Here is a 24,134-nt window from a genome sequence, read left to right as displayed (position 1 = left end):
ACTTGTATATATTGTTTAAATATGTAATTATACCAATTTTGAATATCAAGATAATTTGTATTGAAAAAAATCAAAAGTGGAATATATAATAAGGATAACAAAAATTAAATATAGATAAAGTAAGAAATGCAAGACCTTTATAAATTTATAAATATAAGTAAACTTATGTATTAACCGACTATAGCTTCATCACAGATCGAGTTATAGTCGTTTTTTTATAAAGGTATGCATGTAAAAACTGTGTATATTATCTACTTGTGTATTGGTAGTTTGGAATAAAGGAGAATGGAGATATGTCAGTCAATCATATATATAAAGTTGTTTGGAGTAAAACAAAAGGTTGTTATATTGTTGTATCAGAACTAGCAAAACGAGTAGGTCGCAATAAGGCGAAAGCTATTGTCATTAGCTCTGCTGCTATGGCTATGGCGGTGAGTTCAGTGATGGCAAGTACAGTCAGTGCGACTATAAATCAGGCAGGCACAGGGGGAAATGAGAGTGTTGCTTTTGGAGAGCAATCGACTGCAGGGGGAGCTGGCGCTGTAGCCTTGGGAAAAACGGCTACAGCTAGTGCTTCTGGTACAGTAGCCTTGGGACAAGAAACAAAAGCTGAGAAGAACAATGGTGTGGCCATAGGTAAAGGAGCACAATCTACAGAAGACAGTGCAATTGCCTTAGGTTTTGGATCTAAATCTACTGGTAACTGGTCAGTTGCTATTGGGTTGGAGACTAAAGCAAATAATAAGCAAGCAGTGGCAGTAGGTTCCAGAAGTCAAGCAAGTGGTGAGAATTCCATTGCTATCGGTAATGCTGCAAATGCATCGAATGAATTCAGTGTTGCCTTGGGTAGTAGTACAACATCAATGAATAAGTTCACCACAGCGGTCGGTGGAAAAGCTTTTGCGAATCAAGAAGGAGCTACAGCTTTAGGATATGAGGCTAGAGCTACTGCTACAAATACAATTGCTATAGGTAACTCAGCAAAGGCAGAACAAGAAGGAGTCTTAGCCTTGGGAGCGCAAGCATATGCAAAAGCAGCTGATACAATAGCAATTGGTAACTCAGCAACTGCCAAACAAGTGGGAGATATCATCATTGGTAAGGATGCAAAAAGCCGTGACCAAGGTGGGGGACGTAGTATTGCCATTGGCTTTAAAGCCATTGCGGGTAGTAATAGAAATGGTCATGTAAAAGATGATGCTAGTACGGAAAAACGGGGTGATGACGGTAGTGTGGCTATTGGTACGAATGCCTATACAGGACTTAATAAGAATAATACTGCCGTTAATAATTCAGTTGCGCTTGGTGCTGGTGCAGGGGTAGGGTATCGCTCCGTAGGGGCTGATGGAACCCCTCTTGGCGTTGGTACAGATGCCGATGATAATACAACCGTGTTGGTGAAAGCTTTTGGAGGCACTACCAGCAAAGTAGATTATTTTAAAAATACAGGAGCTGCCAACAAGGATGGATTCTTCTCATTTCAAGGCGTAGATATTAATGAAGGTACAGCCTTAGGCCGTAACACCCGTGCCATTGGTGACCAATCAGTAGCCATTGGTGCGCAATCTGTAGCCGGTATGGGATCTATCGTTATCGGTGGTAATGATATTCAAGCCTATGACCAAAAGAATTACTTCAAAGCAAAAAATCCTAATAGTGGAGAGGCTAAAGGCGTCAATGATTATAATGCTGAGGTAACTCCCGGGACTGGAAAAAATGGACAACCTATTACGATTACCAATAAATATAAGGAGCTTGTAGGTGTAGGTTTAGATAGAAGTTGGCGTGCCAGCTATGGTCAAGATGGGTCTACGGTTATCGGCATGCAGGCACATTCAACTACACCATTAGGCGTGGCGATTGGTACAAACTCTATCGTTCGAAAAGGTGCTTTTGGTGCTACAGCCATCGGTTCTGGTGCTTCTGTAGTGGCGAATGCAGAGGCGGCAGTCGCCATTGGTATGGGCTCGGAAGCACGAGGTAATTATGCAGTAGCGGCTGGTACAGCTGCACGAGCAAAGGAGTCTGCAGTAGCTTTTGGTTATAGTTCTCAAGCAGATGTAAATGCTGTTGCTGTGGGTAATAAATCAGTATCAAAAGGTTCTGCCGTTGCTGTTGGTGATGAGTCCCAAGCAGTTGAAGCTTCTGTAGCCGTAGGTCAATTGGCAAAAGCTAAAAAAGTGGCAGATATTGCGGTAGGTCAAGGTGCTGTTGCTTCTGGTGAGCAAGGTGCTATTGCTATGGGCTTAGGAACACAGGCACAAGGTGATTCCTCTATTATGATTGGTGGTTCCGAAATTACTAAGGTAGCTGCACAAACTGTGAACTATCAAAAAGAGAAAAAAGATGCACAAGGCCACACGATTATCAAATCCACTAAAAAGACAGAGACCATTGGCGGAGAACAAATTGAACGAACCATCCGTTCGGTAGAAATGGAGAACACTAGTGGTACTATCCAACAAGCTTATGGAGAGTTAACAAATGGAGGCACCTTAAATACAACTACATTAGATTATTCCTCAACAACAAATAAAAATGGTCATGGATCTATTTCTATGGGGGTACATTCCTTATCTACTGGAGATTTAGGAACGGCGATTGGTACAGGTGCTCGTGTGACAAAATTAGGTGGTGTAGCTTTAGGTACAGGCGCTATTTCTGAGTTACAAAATGGGGTAGCTATCGGGACTGGTTCTAGAGCTGATATGAATTCCATTGGTACTCGTCAAACAGATATTTCTTATGATAACGAAGGTAAAATTGTACCCTTTGATAGTAAAAAAGTAGCTTATACATTCTATTGGGCAGGTGGCACAAATACTTCTGAAGGTGACGTAGTTTCTTTTGGTTCACCAGGGGCAGAACGTCAATTGAAAAATGTAGCAGCTGGCCGAATTGCCGATGATTCTACAGATGCTATTAATGGTTCTCAGTTGAACTCCGTTACAAAGCGTATGTCTAATGGTTGGTCTGTAGAAGCTGAAAAAGATAAAACTAGCTCTGGTGTATTGAAATTAAATGGAGCGCTAGCTACAAAAGGAACTGAAGTACATTCTGCGGATGGTAAAACAACAACACGAGAAAACCCTGGAACAGCTACAGGCAATATCGATAAGATTCGCCTTAGTGATGAATTAAAAATTCGTGTAGGCGATAATTTGGTGTTACATCAAGAAGATGCATCTAGACCAGTCTATGAAGATCCAGATCATCCAGATCGTCAAACAGGAACTCGTGTAACCTCTAAATTTACTTATTCCTTGAATCCAGAATTAACGGGACTAAAAAGCGCTCAGTTTAAAAATGATGCAGGAGATACGACTACTATCAATGGAGCAGGAGTGACCGTCACTCCAGTAACCGCGGGAAAACAACCTGTTTCTTTAACGACTACAGGTTTGAATAATGGTGGTAATGTGATTTCTAATGTGGCAGGTAATTTGCCGAGCACTAAAAATAACGATGCAACTACAGGATCAAGTAATGCTACTACATCCCAAGCAGCCCCAATATTAGGGAATGCTGCTAATCAAGTGAATCCGACCAATGCAGCCACTGTATCTGACGTGTTGAATGCTGGTTGGAATTTACAAGGTAATAACAAAGCGGTAGATTTCGTGAAGCCTTATGATACAGTGAACTTTGTCAACGGAGATGGCACGACAGCTACTGTAGAAAGTACAGATGGCAAAACATCTACTGTAAAATACAGCGTAAACCTTGGCGAGGGTTTGAAAAAAGACGATAACAACAATATCACTGTGAAAGCAGTAGATAAATCCTTAACCGTAGGAACTGGTGGCGTTAAGGTGAACCCAGGTGATAAGTCATTAAAAACAACTGATGCTGGGTTAATCGTTAATACAGCTGACAAATCTTTAGAAGTAACTGATGCGGGCTTAAAGGTCAAAGCTGGGGACAACACGTTAACTACTGATGAAAAGGGTTTAAAAGTTAATACTGGTGACATCGAACCTGTTACTACTGGTACTAATCCAGGTACTGTGAAAGTAAAAGATGGCGATGCTGGCAAAATCGCTACCGTAGATTCTGTAGTCAATGCTGTAAATAGTGCAGCATGGACAGCAACATCTGCAGCAACATCAGCAGGTGAATTAGGGGCAGAAGCTAAGGATCAAGCTGTGAAAGCAGGCGACAAAGTCACTTTTGAAGCAGATAAAAATATTAAGATTACACAAGCAGGTAGTAAATTTACCTTTGCTACAAAAGATAATGTATCTTTTGATACTGTGCAAGTAGGTGGAGATCAGGGTCCTAAATTAAGTAAATCTGATGCGGGAGACCTTAAAGTATCTGGTACTAATGGTACGGATCCAGTGAAAGTTACTAATGTAAAAGATGGTGAAATCTCTGCAGATTCTAAAGATGCTATTAACGGTAGTCAATTCCATAAACTAGCGAACAATACTATCCAATTAAAAGGCCAAAACGGTACTGATGCCGCTACTGAAACTAAGAAACAAGAGTTAAATAAAAAAGATGGAATCGCTTTCACTGTTAAATCTAGCGATGGTACTTTGCTAGAAGTAAGTGCAGAAGAGGATACAATCACATTAAAACCAAAAACAGCGACCCTTACAACAGGAGCTGATGGCGTGCCAACAGCGGATACGACAAATGGCAAATTGGTGACTGCTGATCAATTGGTGAATACCTTAACAGAAATGGGTTGGAAAGCGACAGCAGATAAAGATGGCTCTGGTACAGTGTCTGGTGCTGCTACAGAATTAATCAAAGCTGGAGATACTGTAACTTTCAAAGCTGGTGACAATTTAGCCGTTAAACAAGATGGTAAAAACTTTATCTATTCTTTACAAAAAGAATTAACTGGTCTAACAAGCGCTGAATTTAAAAACCAAGCTGGTGACAAAACTGTAATCAATAGTGATGGTGTAACAATCACACCTGCTACTAATGGTAAACAACCAGTATCTTTAACAAAAGATGGTTTAAATAATGGTGGTAACCCAATTACTAATGTAACAAGTAATTTAGTTAACTATACGGACCCTGAAGTAAATGGTGTACAACCAGCTAAAAATGGTTTGCGTAACCTTGATGATAATTCTGTAGCGAATACAAATGCTGCTACTGTAGGAGATTTGCGCAACATGGGTTGGATTGTGTCCTCCGATAAAACAACAGGGGCTAAGGGAACAACAACTGCCACTGCATATTCTGAAGCAGTAAAAAATGCCAATGAAGTACGATTTGTCGGCGAAGGTAGTGCTATTGTATCTGGTAAAACAGAGGGTAATGTTCGTACTATCACTGTAAAAGTAGATAATCAAACAGGTGTTAACAAAACTGTGACTCCTGTGAATTACACAAAAGCAGATGGTACTAAAGTATATCCTCAAGAAGTGGATAATGGAGATGGAACTAAGACTGTTAAATTCTTTGAAAATCCAGATGGTACAGGTAAAGAAATTCCAAGTACAGAAGTCATTACCTCTGTGAACGGACCAAAAGGAACAACTACGCCAACTACATTGTCTAACATAAAATCTAACCTTCCTAATACAAAAAATAGCGATACTGCCAATACAGCAGATGCGCCAAGCAATGCGACAAAATCTCAAGGAGCACCAAATATAACAAATAAAGATGGCGACAAATATATCAATCCAAATAATGCCGCTAGTGTATCTGATGTATTGAATGCTGGTTGGAATTTACAAGGTAATGGAACTGAAGTAGATTTCGTAAAAGCATATGATACTGTAAACTTCATCGATGGCGAGGGGACAACTGCAACAGTGGCAAGTACAGATGGCAAAACATCTACTGTAAAATATAGTGTAAATCTTGGCAAGGGCTTACAAAAGGATGATACAGGAAATACAATTTCTGTAAAACCAGCAGATAGTTCTTTAGTTGTTGATGATGCGGGTGTGAAAGTTAACACAGGTACGATCAATAATGTTACTACAGGTGACAAACCAGGTACTGTGGAAGCCAATAATGGTGATGAAAATAAAGTCGCTACGGTAGGTAATGTTGTTAATGCTATCAACAATGCAGCATGGACGGCTACATCTGCGAAAACAAATGATGGAGAATTAGGAAAAGAAGCCACTAATCAACTTGTTAAATCAGGCGACAAAGTTACTTTTGAAGCAGATAAAAACATCAAGATTACACAAGATGGTAGTAAATTTACATTTACCACTAAAAATGATGTATCTTTTGACACAGTACAAGTAGGTGGAGATCAAGGTCCTAAGTTGTCTAAAACTGATAATGGAGACTTGAAAGTATCTGGCCCTAATGGTACGTCTAAAGTGAAAGTGACTAATGTAACATCTGGCTTAGATACATATGGAGATAATGTACCAGGTACAACAGATAAAAACCGTGGCCTAGTTGATTTATCCAAACCAGAAAATGGACAACCAAAAGTAAGCGACAATACAGCCGCTACTGTAGGTGACCTACGCAATATGGGATGGATTGTATCTGCCGATAAAAAGACCGGTGATTTGACTAATGCGTACTCTGATACAGTGAAAAATGCGAACGAAGTGAAATTCGTAGGTGCAGGTACTGCCATCGTATCTGGTGATACAGTGGACGGTGTGCGTACTATTACTGTGAAAGTGGATGACCAAACGTCTACGAACAATGCTGTAACACCTGTGGTATATACAGATAAAGATGGCAACCAAGTATATCCAACTGGCAAGAAAGATAAAGATGGTAACCAAATCTTTAATACAAAACCAGATGGAAAAGGAGCGGATGTAACAGGTCCAGTAAAAACGACTATCAATGGACCAAAAGGAATAACAAGTCCAACATCCTTAAGCAATGTTAAAAATAACATTCCAAATGTGAATGATGGATCCAGAACAATTACAAATCCTGATGGTACAGAAAAAACAGGAGATGTAGAAAACATCAACAAAGCTCCATTAACAGCAGAAGAAGCAGCAGCATTGGCAAATCCAAAAACAAAAGATGGACAAGCTAATCCGAAGTACATTGGTAACAATGCAGCTACAGTATCCGATGTATTAAACGCAGGTTGGAACTTACAAAACAATGGTGCAGCTCGTGATTTTGTGAAACCATTCGATACTGTGAACTTTGTAAATGGTGTGAATACAACAGCTGTGGTTACCACATCTGAAGATGGAACCACAAGCAATGTGACATACAATGTAACAGGATTACCTGTCACATACACTACAGCAGATGGAACACCAGTATCTAAAATTGGAGACGATTATTATACAGTGAATGATAAAGGTCAACCAATTGATGCAAATGGTAAACCAAGTACGAAAGTGAATAAAGATGGTAAACCTGTGGATGAAAATGGAAATGTTATCAAACCAATTGATACAACTGCGAACCCATTAACCTCTTCTTTGGTGAATCCAAATGTTAAAAATACAGATACTGAACCAAATAAGAAAACTACAGATCCTACACAATTAGGAAATGTAACATCTGGTTTACACAAATACGGTGATACAGTAGATGGAAAAGAAGTTCCAGGTTCTACAAAAGCGAACCATGGTTTAGTAGACTTATCGACTCCAATAGATGGTTCAAAACCAAAAGTAAGCGATAACACAGCTGCTACGGTAGGCGATTTGCGCAACATGGGTTGGATTGTGTCTTCTGACAAAACAACAGGGGAAACAGACAAGGCCTATACAGATACTGTGAAAAATGCAAATGAAGTGAAATTTGTAGGCGAAGGGACAGCCATCGTATCTGGTAAAACTGTGGATGGTGTTCGTACTATCACTGTAAAAGTTGATGACCAAGTATCTACTAATAATTCTGTAACACCTGTGAACTATACTAAAGCAGATGGAACAAAAGTATACCCTAAGATGGTTACTAATCCAGATACAGGAAAAGAAGAACTTAAATTCTTTGAAAACCCTGATGGATCTGGTGCAGAAGTTCAAAAAGGTGATGTGGTTACATCTATCAATGGACCAGAAGGTACAACAAGTCCAACTACATTGAAAAATGTGATGAACAACATTCCAAATGTAAATGATGGAACAGAAGACATTACAAAACCAGATGGAACTGTGGTAGGTAAAACTCCTGATAATGGCAATATTAATAAAGCACCATTAACAGCAGAAGAAGCGGCAGCATTAGCAAATCCAAAAACAAAAGATGGACAAACAAATCCTAAGTATATTGGCAACAATGCAGCCACAGTATCCGATGTATTAAATGCAGGTTGGAACTTACAAAACAATGGGGAATCTCGTGATTTTGTAAAACCATATGATACAGTGAACTTTGTAAATGGCCTTGGTACTACCGCGGTGGTAACAACTCGTGAGGGTAATACAGCGAGTGATGTTACATTTAATGTAAAAGCAGCTAATGGTTCTGTAACAGTTGATGAAAATGGCGTGAAAGTAACTACTGGGGAAATGAAACCAGCAGTAGGTACGGATAATAAAGAAACGGGCGCTATTGCTACACCTGCAGATCCAGCTGCGGCTAAGCAATTAAAAGACACCTTAGCAGCTGCTGAAAAAGACCTGTCTGCAGCAAGAAAAGCTTTGAAAGAAGCAGAAAAAGCATTAGCAGCTAATCCGAAAAATCCGGCATTACAACAAGCTGTGGCAGATAAGAAAGCTGATGTGGAAGCAAAACAAATACCGGTAGAGGCAGCACAGAGAGCGCATGATGAGGCAGGATTGAATAAAGTTGCTACCGTGCAAAATGTAGCGGAAGCGATCAACAATGCGGGCTTCAACTTGAAAACATCTGCTGACGGTGGAGAAAAACTTACTGGAACTAAGGATGATGGAGAGTTAATTAAACCAAGCAATACTGTGGAAATGGTAGCAGGCAATAATTTGACTGTGAAACAGGATGCAAATGGTAAAATTACATACGCTACGAAAGACAATGTGACTTTCACCAATGTGGATACAGGGACATTGAATGTAGGTAGCCCCAATACCTATACAGATGGCAAAGGCAATACATACACAAAAGTGGGCGACAAATATTACAAACCAGCGGATGTAGTGAATGGTGCTCCAAAACCAGATGCAACACCAGTAGATGTAACAACACCTGTTACACCAGTGAGCCCTGTGACAATGAAAGCAGAAGCGGCAAAACCTGCTACGAATAATACATCTGATGCACAACCATCTTCTGCGTTGAATATTACATCGAAGGATGGCAAGCCAACACAAATTACAGGCGTAGGTTCCACGTTGAATACAAATGTGGTTACGACAACTCCAGAAGGTACAGCAACGAAACCGGGTGCTGCACCAGATATAAAACCAAAAACCGAGGATGCTCATTTAGTAGACCTGAAGGGTACATCTGATGCGCCTGTCAACAAAAATGCAGCAGCTACAGTAGGTGACTTGCAAAATATGGGCTGGGTTGTATCTGCGAAAGATGGAAATGGCTACAAAGATGTGGTGAAAAATGCTAATGTAGTAGATTTCAAAGGCGGTAACGGCATTGAAATTAATGGTACCACATTGGCTGACGGTACTCGTGAAATTACAGTAGGTATCAAAGAAGGGGAAGTTACGAATAAAGTAACGATCACTCGTCCAAATGGTAAGAAAATTAAAGCACTTAGAGTTGGAAAGCATTTCTATAAGGTAGATAAAGATGATAACGTCACAAGTATCAGAAAAGATGAAAATAGTAATTTAGTAGGAACTCCATTAAGTGTTAATCCTAAGGAAGATACAATTACTAATACTGGTTCGGGTATTGTAACTGGTAATACAGTTGCTAATGCGATTCAAGCATCGGGGTGGCATATAGGTCTTGGAGAGACTGATAAAGATTTCAATAAAGAAAGAAAAGATTACGATAAAGTAAATCCTAATGATCATGTGAAATTCGTAGATGGCGCTAATGCAAACGTATCTATGGTAACTGTAGATGGAGTTAATACGGACGGTATTAAGGAAGAAACTACATTTGTCAAAGTAGATGTGAATAGAGATCTTAAAATTGATTCTGTCACAACTGGTGGTACAGCGGTTGATAAAAATGGTAACAACCTTGTGAAAGTTGGCGATGATTACTACAAAGAATCCGACATTGATCCAGTGACAAAACAACCAAAAGCCAATGCAAAACCAGTACCAAAAGCGGATGTAACACCGGCCAAAGATGGTGCTATGATCGTGAAAAATGCTGACGGTAAAGATGTGGTATCCGCTTCAGTAGGTAAAGACGGCAGTGGTGAATTTGCAGTTAAAGGCAAAGATGGTAAAGATGGCATTTCCATGACAGCGAAAGATGGACAAGGTGCAATCGGTGTGAATGGTAAAGATGGTGCTACCACAACCATTAAAGGTGATGCCATTACTATCAAAGATAAAGAAGGTAATACCAATACAAGTACTCCAACAACCAATGTATTGAAGGATACAAATGGAAATACGAATACGTCTGATGCTGCAGGAACGACTTACAAAGATAAAGATGACAATACAGCTGTAGTAGGACCTAAGGAAATTGCTTTAACAGATAAATCTGGTGATAATAAGACATCATTCACCAATAAAGATTTAATTTTTAATGCAAAAGACCCAAAAACCGGTGTAGAAAAAACATCGCATGTATCTGGTGATAAGATTGCCTTTACTACCACTGATGAAATGGAAAAAGTATTCGATAAAGATGGTAAACCAGTTATTGATCCAGCCACAGGTAAACAAAAAGAAGTGATTAAAAATCCTGGTAACTCCACAGAGTATACTAACGAAGGGTTGAAAGTTATTCCGAATGATATCGTGGCTCGTGATGCGAATGGTAGCCTTACATTCTTGGACAAAGATGGTAAGCCAGTATCGAAAGATACAGACGGTACTTACAAATATGTAGGGCAAGACGGCAAACCAGGCAAGGACTATACAGGTGCTGTGGAAGCCTTGAAACCAAATGTAGTAGATAATACTCGTGTTATCTCCTTCGGTAAGGATAAACCAGTGTTAGACAGCAATGGTAATCCTGTGAAAGGTCCAGATGGCAAACCAGTTATGACAGAAGGTATCTCAGCAGGTATGCAACAAATTCATAATGTAGCTCCGGGTACGAAAGATACAGATGCAGTTAACGTGTCTCAATTACGAGGTACAACGATTAATATCAATAATCGTATCAATCGTTCTGGCGCACAAGCAGCCGCTTTAGCAGGTTTGCAATCCATTCAGTACGATCCATTGGAGCCAACTCAAATTTCTGCAGGCGTAGGTTACTATCAAGGAGCTAGCGCTTTAGCACTCGGCGTGAACCATTACAAAAATGAATCTACTATGTTCCATGTAGGCGCATCCTTCAATGGCTATGGTAGTGAAGTGATGGCTAATGCAAGTGTGACTTGGAAATTTGGTGCTCGTGCTGATGAAACAGCAGTGAAGGATACATTCCGTCAAGGACCAATTAGTGCCTCTTACACATTACAAGATAAGGTATCTGCCTTAGAAGCGCAAACTAGAGTACAAAAGGAACAGTTGAAAACGATAAAAGGATTAGAAAAACAGGTGGAAATGTTGAAAGAGTTAAATGAAAAGCAACAAGAACAAATTGCTGAGTTATTCAAACGATTGAGTGAAAAATGATAAGAAGGTTGCAGTTGAGTTATTGAGGGGAAATAAGATAAGACTAGCAATAATAATGTGGGTATGCAAGCATACAAATTAGACCTATCTTAGATACAGAGCCACATGTATCTTAGAAAAGGATTGATTATATGCTTGCTACTCTTAACTAAATTGAGTACAAATTTAAAGAAATTTCTGAAAATATTTTTATATATGTTCTAGTGAACATGTTATATATATGAATTTTGTTAAAAAAAATTCAATTTGAATAGTATACACAAATAGTATATAATAAATTTAAATTAATTCTGTTTCAAATTGATTGATACAAGACCTAGCCGAGCAAGATGACTAGAGCGGAAGATGAGGGGAACAACATGAAGAAACAAAAAGTGGCATTGTATGTAGCAAGTATGTTAGTGTTGGGAAGTCATATAGTAGGTTATGCAGACGGTGACACGCATACGTATGTGTTGGATGGTGGACAAGTGACGGGGACGGATACCCATGCCATAGCCATCGGTAGTACATCCAGTGTGAATGGTGAATCTGCCATCGCATTAGGCAATGGTGCAAAGGTTACGACAGATCAAGGTGTTGCATTAGGTAAAGAGTCAAAAGCAACTGTAGAAGGTGGCGTTGCTATTGGGGCTAACTCGGTAGCAGATAGAGGAGCAAAGTTAGATGACTACATTGGTTATGATCCAATGTTAGATACACATTATAAGCATGGCTCTAGTGGGGCGGATAATCCAGACTTACAAGCTTTACGTGAAAAAATTCGTCTGGCAAACTATGAAGTTTTGCAGGCAGAACAAGATATAGAACGAGCAAACAATGCCAAAGAGAAAAAAGATCCTAAGGCAGATGCCTTATTAGCAGCGGCTAATGAAAAGAAAGCTAAGGCAGATCAAGGCTTAGTGGATGCAGAGGAAGCCTACCGAGTAGCTGAGGAAAAAGCGAATGAGCTAGGGAATGCAGCCATCAGTAGTGCTTGGAATGCCACAGATGGAGCCGTATCTGTTGGTGGTACGAAGGATGGAAAACAACATACCCGTCAGATTACAAATGTAGCTGCTGGTTATGAAGATACCGATGCTGCCACAGTAGGACAATTACGAGTGTTGCGAAATCGGTTAGAGCAAGAGAAAACTCGCTACGTATCTATCAAAACAAGAGATCTTGGCGAAGGTAGTAATGAATTTAATGATGGTGCTACTGCAGAAGGGGCGATTGCCATTGGACCGCGAGCAGAATCGAAAAGTACAAACTCTATTGCCATTGGTCGGTATGCAAAAATCGGTGAACAGTCAAAACATACTATAGCTATTGGATACAATATCGGTCAAACTGGCGCCTACAGTGTTACTATCGGTGAAGAATCCAAAACGAATGAAAAGGATAGTACAGCTGTTGGGGTAAGAGCGGCTGCAGGGAAGTCGGCAGTAGCCTTAGGTGCCTCATCTACAGCGGCAGCTGAGAATAGTGTGGCCGTAGGTCGCACGACGACAGCGGGAGATCGTGCGATAGGCGGTGTGGCTGTTGGTGATTCTGCCCATGTACATGGTAGTCAGGCCGTAAGTATTGGTTTTACTGCCTATGCCTATGATTTTGCAGCGATTGCCATCGGTGGTAATACGGTTACCCATGGTAGTGGAGCGATTGCTATTGGTCATGGTAGTAAAGTAGGAACTCCCTATAAAGATACCTATGGGGGAATCAGCCTAGGACTTGCTTCCGAAACATTGTCTAGAAATGGTGTGGCATTAGGTACAGGTTCCTATGCAGATCGCGAGGTAGGGTCTCCTTTTGATATGGGCTATGATCCATCCTTGCATGGAAGACATTTTAAAAATATCGCAGATATGAATGCTCAGATTGAAAAACATCAGGCTGTCATAGCTGCCAAAGCAGAAGTGACTGCCTTAGAAACGGAATTAGCCAGTGCTGCTGCTAGTGATAAGGCTGCGATTCGAACAAAATTAAGACAGGCTAAAGGTGCATATGAGGATACGAAAACATTTTTACAAAATGTGTGGAAACCTAATGAAAGTGCTGTGTCAGTAGGGGATAGACGATTTACAACTAATAAAACTCGTCAAATTATCAATGTGGCTGCAGGGTATCGAGATACAGATGCGGTGAACGTGGCACAGTTAAAAGCCTTAGAAAAACGCAGTACCATATTGGCTGGTAATGATGTATCTTTTAATGCGGATGGAACTGTAGCAGATACGACCACAGATACACGTGTGTATACTCCAGGGGATAAGGAAATAAAAATCCAAGGTAAGGCAAACACTGTGTATGGAGTGGCTCCGCAAGCTGGTGCAAAAGCTCCAGATGGTAAAAGTGAGTATGCAGCGCCAACGTTATATAGCTCTGATAACTTGATTACCTACAAGGATCCAACAGACTCTATCTTGCGAATTGGAATGTTGAAAGCACCGACTTTCACAGGCATACATTTTGATAATCCTGTAATGAATATTTCCTTGGGCAGTAATGATAAAGGGCAATTGACGTTGACATCGAGTGGTAAAGGTGATGGTGCTACATCCACTACAAGCCCTGTATTGACAGCGGCTGCTTTGAAGGATGTATTAAAAGCTGAAAAGGGGATTAAAATCACTGAAAAAGATGACGGCGACTATGGTAAGACCTATACGTTTAGCTTGAATAAGGATGAGTTGAAAGGTGATCCTGATTTCAAAGGCGATAAAGGTGATTCAGGTCCTAAAGGTGAGAATGGTACAGATGGCAAGTCTGCCTACGAAGTATGGAAAGAAATGCCAGGTAATGGAGAAAAAACAAAAGAAGAGTACCTAGCATCTCTAAAAGGTGAACGTGGAGAAACTGGTGCGGTAGGACCAAAAGGTGAAACTGGTGCAGAAGGCCCAGCAGGTCCTCGTGGTGAAGCTGGTACGACTGTATTGACGACTCCGCCGCCAACACCAGTACCAGGTCCAGAAGGTAAACCTGGAGCAACAGGCCCTAAAGGAGACAAAGGCGATACTGGTGTAGCGGGTCCTAAAGGAGATACCGGCAAATCTGCTTACGAGTACTGGAAAGAAATCAAAGGCAATGAAAATAAAACAGAAGATGATTTCCGAAAATCTTTAGAAGGTGGAACAAAAGAAAATACACATCATTTTGAAGAGTTGGAACGGCAAATAGGCGTTATTGGCAACGATTTACAAGAGCTACGTAAAGAAAGTCGTGAAGGTGATGCCTTAGGAGCCGCCTTAGCAGCATTAAAACCAATCCAATACGATCCACTAGAACCAACACAATTTATGGCTGGTATTGGACATTATAAAAATGCCAATGCCTTGGCTCTCGGTATTGCGCATTATACGAAAGAATCTACAATGTTCCATGCCGGTGTGTCCATGGTGCGAGGAGCTACGATGATCAACGGTGGTGCTACTTTCAAATTTGGCAATAGCCCAGAGAAAAAAGCAGTACCTGAACGCTATCGTAATGGTCCTATTTCCTCTGTACTCGTGTTGCATGATGAAATGGTGGCTATGAAAGAAGCTTACGGCCGTGAAATTACGGTGTTAACACAAGAAAATAATAACCTACGACAAGATATAGCAGTATTACAACAACAAATGCAAGAATTGCGAGCTATGGTGCGTAAATAATAAAAGGGTCCTTCGGGACCCTTTTTCGTGTGTTAAATAGGAGTATACGATATGTAAGGTTAGATAGTAGTACATGATGCATGTAATCAGAGAGAGAAATTGTAAATGCCATAAGTGTTGGCTACAGTATATACATAAAACAACAGAGGAACATTGAAGTAAATCAACGTTCCTCTGTTACTGTATGGTTAAGTATGTATGATAGTTGTTAGTGTTTATTTTTATTTTTATTTGGAGGGGTCTATTCTAAGCGATTCCATTAGAATGCTGGAAGAATAGCACCTTTGTATTTATCTTCGATGAATTTTTTGATTTCTGGGCTTTGTAAAGCTTTCACCAATTTTACAATTTCTTCACGTTTTTCATCGCCTTCACGAACGGATACGATGTTTACGTATGGAGAATCTTTAGATTCTAAGAACAATGCATCTTTAGTTGGGTTCAAGTTAGCACCTAATGCAAAGTTTGTGTTGATTACAGAGATTGTGGAATCATCTAATGTACGAGGTAATTGAGCAGCCTCTAATTCAACGAATTTTAAGTGTTTAGGGTTGTCTTTGATATCTTGTACTGTAGCAGAGATGCTGTTAGGATCGTTCAATGTGATTAAGCCAGCTTTGGAAAGCAATAGTAATGCACGACCACCATTTGTTGCATCAGATGGGATAGCTACTTGAGCACCATCTTCGATATCTTTCAAGTCTTTTACTTTTTTAGAGTAAATGCCCATTGGCTCGATGTGTACGGCACCTGCTGTTGCAATGTGAGTACCTTTTTCTTTATTGAAGTTTTCTTGATAAGGAATGTGAGCGAAGAAGTTTGCATCGATTTCTTTATCATTCAAGGATACGTTTGGTTGTACATAATCGCTGAATTCGATAATTTCTAAGTTGATACCTTCTTTAGCAAGAATTGGTTTTACTTGTTCTAAGATTTCAGCGTGAGGTACTGGGGAAGCACCAATTTTTAATGTTTTACCTGCGCTAGAACTAGCGGAATCAGTACCAGTGGAACCACAGCCACCTAATAATAAGGCAGCGCCTAATACAGCTGTTGCTGCTAAACTAAATAATTTCTTCATAAGTTATCTCCTTTTCTTTGTGTACTTACATAGTGAATTTCTACTTGCTTAGTATAGCAAGAGTTCAGTTATAAGTAAAATATGTTATATGTCTAAGCTGTTATAATTATAGGCTATTAGTTGGGTGGGTTATAGTATATCAAAGAAATTATATATGTAGTTGAAAGTTTGAATATAGCAATAGCATATACTAGGTGGGCCTAAAGGCTATATAAAATGGACTGTAACAAAATAGATTCTAATAAAATAGAGGAAAGTTGATCAAAAAAGTAGCAACTTTCCTCTATTTTTATATATATTTCTATATAGTAAGTAAATAAACTTGTATGATAAAAAAGTGATAATTCTATTACATGATTGTATTCAGTAGCAACCCTATAGCCCATAAGAAATGATACAAGGTACAAGAAATGGACGTAAATTTCATGGCTTCGTTCAAATGCACTGGATCCGCATAGATGTTAAAGATGTGGATGACTTTCATGGCTGGTAGTAAAGAAAGCAGAGCCAATAGAGATGTCCAAGGCATGATGCCAGAGATAGCCCATGCTACTATCCATAGAGAGCTAATGAGGAAGAGTCCACGTAACAGTTGGAGCCCTCTTTCACGGCCTAGAAGAATGACTAAGGTGCGACGACCGTGGTTAGCATCATTGGTAAAATCTCGTAAATTGTTGGTCATCATAATCGCACCGATTAAGATGGTGGATGGCACTGCAGGGATGAGGTAGGTCCAATGCAAGGTGTGAGTCCAAGCAAAGAGGGTAATACCTACAATGGCAAAGCCCATGGCAAGACCAGAGGCGAGTTCACCAAAAGGGGTACGAGAGATAGGCTTCGGCCCACCAGAATATAAGATACTGGTCAGAATGCAAAGCATACCCACAGGAATATACCACCATGTGACAGCACTAGCGAGGGTGACACCCAATACAAGAGGTAGTATAGTGGTAATGTATCCCCAACGTTTGATGATCGTTGGAGAAATGCCTTCACGAACGATAGAACCACTGTTTCCAGCAGCTTGTGTAAGATCAAGACCAGATTTAAAATCGAAGTATTCGTTCCAAATATTAGCTGCAATTTGTGCGCTTAGTACGCAGATGAGGATGCCCACAGTATATAGCAAGGATAGCCAAAGAGGTTGTGTGGCTTGAAATTGCGTAGCCCCCATAGCAGCGCCTAAGACAACGGGACTGAAAGCAGCTGTCAGTGTGCGTGGGCGAATTAAAGCAAAAAATTGTGAAAGATTCATAGTCTATCCTTTCCTAAGGAAATATATATCACGGTCATAGGTGTGATATAGAGGTAGTATGTGTATATAATATAGTTATCATACCATAAGTGGACATACAAACCAATATAGGGCTGTGATGATTCACCGTGAGCCATGGTCTAATAAAATATGATTAACAGATACAACCAGAAGGGGGCGATACTAATAGATAATTGATGATATATGGCATGTAAGAATGAAGAAGAAATATATTGCATATATTACAATATCAGGTATAATAGGTACTATATGGACACATAACATTCGTATCTACCCATAAGAGTAGGAGGTATTCATGATTACACAAGCTCTATTAACAGATATGTATCAATTGACTATGATGCAAGGTTTATTTACACAGCAAAAACATCGCACACGTTGTGTCTTTGATCGATTTTATCGGACAAATCCATTCCAAGGTGCATACACAGTGGTTGCTGGATTAGAACAAGTGATTGAGTATGTGAAAGGATTACATTTTTCCGAGGAAGATATTGCATACTTGAGGACTACCGGTGTGTTTATAGAACCATTTTTAGAGTATTTAAGAACATTCCGATTTACAGGCACGATTTACGCAGCACCAGAAGGATCTGTGGTGTTCCCTAGAGAAGTTTTACTTCGTGTAGAGGCTGCTAAGGATGAAGCCATTTTGATGGAAACAGCATTGTCCATGTTTTTAAACCATGAGTCCTTGATTGCTACGAAGGCACGTCGTATTCGTTCTGTCATCGGTCGTGATGGAGTCGCTGAATTTGGTATGCGAAGAGCCCAAGGCACTAGCGCGGCAGTACAAGGAGCTAGGGCTGCTTTCATCGGTGGTTTCGATAGTACTAGCGATGTGTACAGTGCAGCTTTGTATGGCATGCGCCCTGTAGGAACGATGGCTCATAGCTGGGTCATGAGTTTCCCTACAGAAGTCGACGCTTTCCGTGCCTATGCGGAGCAATATGCAGATAATTTGGTATTCTTAGTAGATACGTATAATACATTACACAAAGGTGTTCCGGCAGCGATTCAAGTGTTCCAAGAAATTCGTGATAGCCGTGGGGGTACGATGCCATCGCTCTATGGTATCCGATTAGATAGTGGCGATTTGGCATACTTGTCGATTGAAGCTAGAAAACTGTTAGATGCAGCAGGATTCGAAGAGGCCATTATTTTTGCTACCAATGATTTAGATGAATATAAAATTGCTGACCTTAAACAACAGGGGGCTGCTATTAATTCTTGGGGCGTAGGAACTAAATTAATTACTGCTGATGAATCACCAGCCTTAGGTGGAGTCTATAAACTAGCTGGCCAATGGGAAGAAGATGTGTTCATTCCAGCTATGAAATTCTCAGATAATATTGAAAAGGTGACAAACCCAGGTAAGAAAAAAGTTCTACGTCTGATCAATGCACGAAATGGTAAGCTCATTGGTGATTTAATTTGCTTAGATCATGAAACCATAGATACAACGCAAGACTATGTATTTAAAAATCCTTTACATCCATGGAAACAAACCTTGCTCAAGGCGAATACATTTATAGTACAAGAGTTATTAGTACCTATCTTTGTAGAGGGAGAACTAGTGTATGAGGCGCCTACCTTATCACAAGTGAAAGCCTATGGAGAAGCACAAATTCAATTATTATGGCCTGAGTTCCTTCGACTGCGAAGAGCGCCAGAGGTGAAAGTGAACATCAGCGAAGAACTGCATCAGTTGAAGTCACAATTATTATTAGAGAAAGTAGGGGAACCTAGTTAGGAAGGAGTTATTATGAATTGGAAATGTGTGATGGCCAGTGTGGCATTAGTTGGTACGATGCTTTCAGGAAGTGCAGAATCGATTGTATTCGATGGTCAAGGAAGTGTAGAGTTACCTAGTCATATTTCGATAGCTAGCTATGATGATTTAATTGCAGGTGTTTATAAAACAAAAGATACCGTAAGTAAGGTGATCACTAATGATTGGCATATGGATGAAAAAGAGGCTAAGTTGCTAGATGGAGTTGTTAGAGGTGTGGTTCAACGCGGCCAACGATATCAGTTGCATGGGCGGGATGAACGAGGCTTACATACGGCAGAATTGGTACACTTTCATATGACAGGTGCGGAAGCGGCTGAAGTGTGGCGGATAAAACATAAAGGAACTACGATTACGCCACAATCTATGGGAGAAGAATTATATAATAAAACGGTGAAAGAGGTACAAAATATAGGTCTTTATGATGTAAATGTTACGGATGGAAAAGGTATAGAAAAAAATGGGGCAGATTTAGTTCCCTTCGTTACAAGTACTAATCATGACTTGCGTGATACTGAGTTTATAAAAGACGTATTACCACTTACAAATGTAAGATTTCTTGATGGAGAGATTATGAAACCTGTACGCTTACAAGGAGACAAAGGGTTGTATACGCATGGTAGAGTCCAATTAGATGTAGATGGATTTGTATTACCAGCATATATTAGTTTTGTAGGACGGTATGGTCAAGATGGGGTATCTATCACATGGATCACAACGGCTGATACATCGAGAGCCTATTGGAATCCTGTTATCAAAAGCCTGTTAGGTGTGAAGGGAGAATAAGTAAATGAAATTTTGGAAGCAAATGGGCCTAGCTGTCTTAGTAACTGGCCTTATGATGGGCAATGGACAAGTATCTGCGCAAGTACATGATACTACCTATGAGGCGGTAGGTAGTACTGCATCAATGCCATATGGAATGACAGGTAGCAGTGCATTAACGCCAGATGGGATAGCAGGTACCAGTGAACTAATGCCAGATGGAGAAGTAGGAGTTCCTTTGGGGACCTATTTAGATATGGAGAAAAAGAAAAAAGAAGAAAAGAAAAAAACAGGCAAAGAAAAAGCGGCAGAGTTCGTGGCGATGCTTGATCAGAATCCATTGATTGATTTACGCCAAACCATAGGGCCCGAGATCACTGTTAAACAATTATCTTCCTCAAAGTTAGCTCAGGTAGGAAAAGGATATATGGATACTAACCTAGGTACAGTAGGGACTACAGTTTCTAAAGTAAAGGATTATGCAGGGCTGCAAAGCATGAAAGGTGGACTTAAGCTGGGACATTATATGGATGCTTATGAATTACAAGGTACGGATCAGTATGGGTTAAATACAGGCTGGGCTCTTGTATTCCCGCTACCTAAAGAATGGTTGATGGCTCCAGAATCATATGGAAGAGAGGGACTTTCACCGACGGAAATGGATACGTATGCGAATGGCATGAATGCCTTATTAAAGTACTTTAAAGTTAATATTGGAGAAGATAAAGATATTGATTATTCTCAAGATAAAATTCCAGCTAAGATACGATTACGGAATGTAGAACCATTACATACTTTAACAGATACTAAATATGGTACGATGACAACGGCGGGAACTATGACCTATGATATAAAAGGGCTTCAATATCCTGCGTACCTACGGGTAGCGCTAGTGGGAACGCCAGATCATTTTACAACGATTGTAATGGGTACTAGCGAAGTGGAAGGGACATTCTTTAAGCCGTACTTCCTAGAGATGTTACAACATATTAAGTAAGCCTACTTGTCCACGAATGAGATATTCTCGATGGATAGTAAGGCCCGTTTAATAGAGAGTCCTCCTGTATAACCAGTCAGGGATCTTCCTTTGCCTAAGATACGATGGCAGGGGATAATCAGAGAAATAGGATTGGCGCCTACGGCTGATCCGATGGCTTGAGCCCCTTTTGGCCGTGGTGAGTGAAAGACAAGTTGGCTGAGTTCCCCATAGGTGAGAGTGGCACCGTAGGGGATGTGTTGTAAGTGAGACCAGACCCTTTGTTGGAATGCTGTGCCTTGTGGTGCTAAGGGGATAGTCACCGTTGGGACTTGTCCAGCGAAGTATTGGTCTAACCATTGTATGGTGTGTGTTAGAATGGGCGAGGAAGTACGTTCCACCTTGCATATAGGGTCAGAAAAGGTTACAGATTGCGTGGGAAAGGTAAGTCCCACTAACGCTGATGCAGTGGCATACAAGGTGAGACATCCTAGAGGACTTTCATAGGTGGTATAAAAAATAGACATAGGAGATTCCTTTCATCGTGGGAATGAATGTAGTACAATATACATAGAAACTATATGCACCTGAATAGTATAACATGCTATACTAGAGTGCATTATATATGTCTTGCAATGCAGAAAGGGGACAATCATGAAACAAGTATATACTGAACAAGCACCAGCGGCATTAGGACCATATTCTCAAGCCTATGTAGCGAATGGATTTGTGTTTATTTCTGGTCAAGGTGGTATTGATCCAGCGAAAGGCGCTTTAGTAGAAGGTGGCGTAGAAGCACAAACATTACAAGCTATGAAAAATATTGAGGCTATTTTAAAAGAAGCAGGTACTGATTTTTCTAAAGTTGTAAAAACAACATGTTTCTTAGCAGATATGGATGACTTTGCTAAATTTAATGCCATCTATGCAGAGTATTTTACATCGAAGCCAGCGCGTAGTTGCGTAGCGGTAAAAACTTTGCCAGCTAATTTCTTGGTAGAAGTAGAAGTAATTGCATTAGCAGAATAATATTACTGTATTATATCACAGAACATTAGGAATTTATGAAAGGCTGTTACATTACGATTCACTCTTAATGTGGCAGCCTTTTATGTGTGATACTATGGTATAATACTAGGATAAAGTAAAACCGCATAATATCAATGGTTACAAGAGATAGTGTGTATGACTCATGATACACACAAGTTATAAACAAATATCAAAGCGGATACACAACTTTTCACACAAGAACGAAAGCACTTGTATAGGAATTTCCTATATAGGTGCTTTTCTTTTTGTCTTTAAAACTTGATTAATTTAATTGGGAAAGTATATGAACCGTAGTGATGCTTATTTTTAATTTTATTATTAGAAAATCTAAATGCAAAAAAAAAAATGCAACATATGCAATCTATTCTTTCATGTAGTAATCGTATCAAAATATTATGTCTTTATAGCATCACTACGGTATTTTTTTTTTATTTAAGAAAGGAGAAGTATGCCAAGAACAAAAGAAACTGTAGCAGAAGAAAAACTAGTTACAGAAGAAAAGACAAAAAAAGAACCAGTGTTAAAGATTTGTCCCATGAACCCTGAAAGGTTCGAATCGCCTACAAAAGGGACGGAAAAGGCGAGCTGTTATGACATTTATTTACAAGAAGACATCGTAATTCCAAGAGGATTACAAAACCCTACATGCATTAAATTAGGATTAAAAATGGAAATACCAAAAGGATACGATATACGATTATACCTACGTAGTAGTGTGGCACGTGATCTACATTTAATTATGGGAAATGCTGTAGGTATTATTGACGAAGATTTTAGAGGAGAACTAACAGCCTATGTTTACAATTTAGGTGGATATCCAGTTTTTCTAAAAAAGGGACAACGTGTTTTTCAATTTGAATTACAAAAGAAAAATAAATATCATGTAGAGTTTGTGTCTAATATTTCCGAAGAAACAGAACGAGGAGATGCAAGCGGTAGTACAGGGAGATAAATAAAATGGCAAAAAAAGATGTAAAAACACTTAATATTAAGGGCGTGTGTAAATGGGCTAAAGTATGGGAAAGTGGCGAATATAACGGTAAGTTAACAGGTTATTCTATTCAAGTAGCCCCAGAAGAAAAAGAAACAGAAAAAGTTCTAAAAGAATTGTTAGGAATATGGAACCAAGGTAAAGATGAAGTATTGAAAGACAAAAACTTTAAACCTAAAGAGGGGTATTTATATTTAGGTGGTACAGAACCTGACGAAGACGAAGAAGACCAAGCAAGATATTTTAAAGCAAAACGTATCCATGAGTTTAAAGATAGACAAACAGGAGAAATGATTCCTATTACATTACCTATCTTTGATGCATACGGCGTACCAATGCAAAAAGGAACTTTAATTGGAAATGGTAGTATTGTTACAATGAACGTACTCCCCACAGTATATGCAGTAAAAAAAGATACCTATGGTGTGTCTTTAAAATTATTGGCCTTACAAGTAAATAAACTAGTCGAGTATAAAAAAGATGCATCAAGTTATGGATTTGAAGTAGAAGAGCTCGAAGATGATGAAAGTACACCATTCGATGAGGTAGAGTTCTAATGAAATTTTCAAGGACACGAGGTTACTATAAACCAAAAGACAAAACGGTTCGAAGTAACTTTGAATATGACATCAAGTGTAATCTAGTAAAAGCTGGTGTGTCTTTTGAATATGAGACAAAACGTATTCCTTATACGGTCACTCATACGTATAAGCCTGATTTTATTTTACCTAATGGAATTATCGTAGAAGCAAAAGGATTATTTGAACCATCAGATAGACAAAAACACCTATATATTAAAGAACAACATCCAGAGCTAGATATACGTTTTTTATTTATGAGAGACCAATGGTTAACAGCAAAACGGAAACAGAAGTATAGTACCTGGTGTAAAAAACATGGATTCAAATATCACATTGGTACGATGATTCCAAAAGAATGGATAGAGGAATAAC

The 24,134-nt window shown here is 39.6% G+C and carries 12 protein-coding genes; 9 read left to right on the top strand and 3 right to left on the bottom strand.

The annotated features are described in order from the left end of the window. The first annotated feature begins 293 nt into the window (after positions 1-293). Positions 294-11,618, top strand: coding sequence for an ESPR-type extended signal peptide-containing protein (locus EO115_RS01325; RefSeq protein WP_126937190.1), 11,325 nt, complete (start codon positions 294-296; stop codon positions 11,616-11,618). A 359-nt stretch (positions 11,619-11,977) separates the two neighbouring features. Then, on the top strand, positions 11,978-15,250 hold the full coding sequence (locus EO115_RS01320; protein ID WP_164724021.1) for a YadA-like family protein: 3,273 nt from the start codon (positions 11,978-11,980) through the stop codon (positions 15,248-15,250). Between the two features lie 259 nt (positions 15,251-15,509). Here EO115_RS01320 and EO115_RS01315 read toward each other — a convergent pair whose 3' ends face one another. Both EO115_RS01315 and menA read right to left on the bottom strand, forming a co-directional pair. After that, positions 15,510-16,331 carry a MetQ/NlpA family ABC transporter substrate-binding protein gene (locus EO115_RS01315; RefSeq protein ID WP_126937188.1) on the bottom strand — a complete coding sequence of 274 codons (822 nt, stop codon included), beginning with the start codon at positions 16,329-16,331 and terminating at the stop codon, positions 15,510-15,512. A 349-nt stretch (positions 16,332-16,680) separates the two neighbouring features. Next, the gene (gene menA / locus EO115_RS01310) at positions 16,681-17,586 is read right to left on the bottom strand and encodes a 1,4-dihydroxy-2-naphthoate octaprenyltransferase (protein WP_126937187.1); all 906 of its coding nucleotides are present in this window, start codon (positions 17,584-17,586) and stop codon (positions 16,681-16,683) included. 316 nt (positions 17,587-17,902) lie between these two features. Here menA and EO115_RS01305 point away from each other — a divergent pair, with 316 nt between their 5' ends. Genes EO115_RS01305 through EO115_RS01295 form a run of 3 tightly spaced genes read left to right on the top strand, consistent with a single transcriptional unit; the run spans position 17,903 to position 21,161 of the window. Further along, a complete protein-coding gene (locus EO115_RS01305; RefSeq protein WP_126937186.1) occupies positions 17,903-19,360 on the top strand; it encodes a nicotinate phosphoribosyltransferase in 1,458 nt (485 codons plus the stop codon). A gap of 12 nt (positions 19,361-19,372) precedes the next feature. Further along, positions 19,373-20,185 (top strand): hypothetical protein, encoded by an 813-nt coding sequence (locus EO115_RS01300; RefSeq protein ID WP_126937185.1) that lies wholly within the window; start codon positions 19,373-19,375, stop codon positions 20,183-20,185. A gap of 4 nt (positions 20,186-20,189) precedes the next feature. Then, positions 20,190-21,161 (top strand): hypothetical protein, encoded by a 972-nt coding sequence (locus EO115_RS01295; RefSeq protein ID WP_126937184.1) that lies wholly within the window; start codon positions 20,190-20,192, stop codon positions 21,159-21,161. A gap of 2 nt (positions 21,162-21,163) precedes the next feature. Here the strand turns inward: EO115_RS01295 and EO115_RS01290 are convergent, their stop codons facing one another. After that, the gene (locus EO115_RS01290) at positions 21,164-21,667 is read right to left on the bottom strand and encodes a methylated-DNA--[protein]-cysteine S-methyltransferase (protein WP_126937183.1); all 504 of its coding nucleotides are present in this window, start codon (positions 21,665-21,667) and stop codon (positions 21,164-21,166) included. A gap of 127 nt (positions 21,668-21,794) precedes the next feature. On the opposite strand from EO115_RS01290, the gene EO115_RS01285 reads away from it, so the two are divergent. From EO115_RS01285 to EO115_RS01270, 4 genes are all read left to right on the top strand, one after another. Beyond that, positions 21,795-22,169, top strand: coding sequence for a RidA family protein (locus tag EO115_RS01285; protein WP_126937182.1), 375 nt, complete (start codon positions 21,795-21,797; stop codon positions 22,167-22,169). A gap of 469 nt (positions 22,170-22,638) precedes the next feature. Further along, complete coding sequence (locus tag EO115_RS01280) at positions 22,639-23,142, top strand: hypothetical protein (protein ID WP_126937181.1); 504 nt, start codon at positions 22,639-22,641, stop codon at positions 23,140-23,142. Positions 23,143-23,147: 5 nt separating this feature from the next. Then, positions 23,148-23,738, top strand: a complete 591-nt coding sequence (locus EO115_RS01275; RefSeq protein ID WP_126937180.1) for a hypothetical protein — start codon at positions 23,148-23,150, stop codon at positions 23,736-23,738. Further along, positions 23,738-24,133, top strand: coding sequence for a hypothetical protein (locus EO115_RS01270; RefSeq protein ID WP_126937179.1), 396 nt, complete (start codon positions 23,738-23,740; stop codon positions 24,131-24,133). The genes EO115_RS01275 and EO115_RS01270 overlap by 1 nt, the downstream gene beginning before the upstream one ends. Position 24,134 lies beyond the last annotated feature (1 nt).

This window comes from Veillonella sp. CHU740, assembly GCF_003992055.1.
Classification (GTDB): Bacteria; Bacillota; Negativicutes; order Veillonellales; family Veillonellaceae; genus F0422.
This window is presented reverse-complemented; position numbering and strand designations above follow the sequence as displayed.